General features: G+C 42.3%; 2 protein-coding genes. Both read right to left on the bottom strand.

Translation table 11 applies throughout. From position 1 onward, the window contains the following. Positions 1-192: 192 nt before the first annotated feature. A complete protein-coding gene (locus FS875_RS09620; protein WP_144756170.1) occupies positions 193-762 on the bottom strand; it encodes an SMI1/KNR4 family protein in 570 nt (189 codons plus the stop codon). A gap of 64 nt (positions 763-826) precedes the next feature. Beyond that, the coding region (locus tag FS875_RS09615) for a DUF637 domain-containing protein (protein ID WP_208000047.1) at positions 827-2682 on the bottom strand (1856 nt) is incomplete at its 5' end.

Here is a 2682-nt window from a genome sequence, read left to right as displayed (position 1 = left end):
ATTCAGATAGCCTTTGTCGCTCTCACTCCACCACACAAGGTTTTCATTGCGCTGATAAACATCCTTAAAATCTTGATCCTTGTTGGTCAGAAACTTAATCTTCCCCTACATACTCCTTAATTCTTTTGTATAAAAATTACTTATATAATACTGAGGATCTCTAGAAAGATTAAAGATTTCCCATTACCAATATCATCTCCTCCATAATTTTTTCCAAAAGCGCTTGTAAAAAGGGATAGGTTGCGGAATGGGAGGGGTATCAGTTTTTTCAATTGGTTGATCACCATCAAGTATCTCATCTCCCGCGTGTACTATAATCCTTTTGCAAAGGAATTCATAAAAATTACTCGCGTAATATTCGCAATCGCCCAATGCAAGCCTGACATAGAGTGGGCATTCACCATCCTGAAACTGCGTATAATCAAAATAAAAGGTTTCATCAAAATCAGCGTAACACACGACAAGCTGTTCTGGTGTTGCAAAACCACGTTTTCTAGCATTTAAGTTTTGGTAAACAATATCACCACCAGGGATATCTGCTCCACACTCCTTATAAAGACTAAAGATTTCTTCACCGCCAATTTCTCCTCCTACATATTTTTTTAAAAAGCTCTTATAAGACGATGTAAATTGTAAACCGAGAGCCTTCTCCTCCTTTTCAATCCGTAGATCATCAGCCGCATTTTCTTCAGTCCGAAAATTGATAATATCATTATATTTATCAACTAATACTACAATATCATCTAAGGTATAGGTTTTCATTCATTATTCTCCATCAATTATTTTATAAGTCTCTGTTTTTTCTCTTTTCATCAACCGTAGAGCATTATTGCCGATGCTCCTGTCTCCATCTGTTAAAATCTAGACCTATGATACCCCATCTCATATCGATTATTTCTCCTAAATTACTGTTTTTTTGTTCTCTATACCCTTTAGCACGTTCCTTCCAATATTCCTCTCTCCACTTATCAAACTTTTTTCTATCTATAAGCGATTGATGTGTTTTTGGATTATCATGAATCACAGAAGTATATTTTTGATGAAATTCCTTACTCGTTTCTGCTATGGCGCCCTCAGGGGTTTGCTTTAGATGGTGCAACTCAATAGACTCACTATCATGTCCTATAGGTGCTCTTCCTGTTTCCATTCTTTCAACATTGGTGCCCCACACTTCTTTTTTATTTTCAGTCCATTTAACAATTCTGTCAGGATCAAACAAATCATCTCTCTGATAGACTTTGTTTGTCTGACCAAATTTGCTATCGGTAAATTTAATGGGTTTTCCTTTTAACCAATTCTTTTTTTCTTTAGCAGCTTCTTTGGTCAGTTCTTTTTTCGCTTCAAGCTTGGCAAGATCTCCCTGAGCTATAAGTTCTGCAAGATTTTTCTTGGAAGCGAATTGGGCAAAATCTTTCCTCGCCATGAATTTGATCAGAGTTTTTTCGGTAAGCTTTACGCCGCCCTTTACTGCTCCAGCAACTACTGTCATTAGGGATGCTATATCCGTCAATAATTTTCCAAGTTCAACACCCGCTTTAAAGGATCCACCAGCACCGGCTCGCTCATATTCTTCCGCCATTTTATTAATGCGATCTACATAGGATTGCCCAATGGTCCGCCCAATTGTCGCCCAAATTTCACCACTGTTCAACAAGTCGTTAAGTGCTTTCAAAGTCTCTTTGGGATGAAGGCCAATTTGCACAAAACCATCAACCGTATCGTATAATTCAGCCGGTACACCAGCGACCATACCAGCCAAAAGGCTTAAATTTTGCCCTGTACTAATCGCAGACCATTTCGCAGACACTTCTGCTTGACATAAAAGGTCAGGACACTCCTTTAATTCTTTATCCATTTGGGCTATTTGCGCACTGCTGAGGTAGTTATTTTCCGCGGCATTACCAGCAGCATCAGCGCCGGTATTGACATCCCCACCAGCAAGGGCGGCAGCAAAGCCCCCCGCAATGCGCGCAACATCAATGGTCTGCTCTTTAAAGCCAGCAAATTGTGCATCAATCTTGGCGGTGATGCGGGCTTGTTCTTCCGGCGTTGGGGTGCGACCATCTAATGCCCCCATTTCCTCTTTGATAATGTTTTGCATCCACAGTTTAAACTGGAGCATTGCGGCGGCTTCACCTACAGCCCCTCCCACGGCGCCAGCCGTACAATCACCACTCGCTGTCGCACCGACAATACAGCCAAGCCCCGCATGAGCTATAATTTGCGTCACCGTGTCTATTTTGCCCTCTGCTTTAGCGGTACCAATTTCTTCCGCTAATGTTTTGCCAAGGGTTCCTGACAGCGCTGTGCGCAGATTGTTAAAAAAGTTTTTGTCAAGTGAACCACCTTCAAGAGCCGTTTGAACGCCCGTGCCAATGGCGGCTTTGATCAGATTCCTTTCTGCCTCACGCGTGATACGATCAACCAAAGGGGCGGTTTTGGATAAGGATTGTCCAACACCAGCCATCTCTGTGAATTGACTGGTTAAACCTGCTGTCAACATTGAAGAGACAATGCCCAAAACATTCTTCGATGAGCCTAGCTCATGAAGTGCCTCGGCAATGTTGCCGCGATTATTGACAAGAGCCACAGCACTTTTGTTGATCAGCGCCTGTACCCCTGCTTGTATCGCTGCATTCATGGCTGTGCTGGAGCCAACACCCAATGCACTGGCAATGGCAC

The organism is Bartonella saheliensis, from assembly GCF_902162175.1.
Note: the sequence above shows the minus strand (reverse complement) of the source record. Positions and strands in the feature narration are given on the sequence as shown.

Excerpts from the sequence above, each read along its gene's own strand:
- FS875_RS09620 (WP_144756170.1), bottom strand. The coding sequence starts at position 762 with ATGAAAACCTATACCTTAGATGATATTGTAGTATTAGTTGATAAATAT.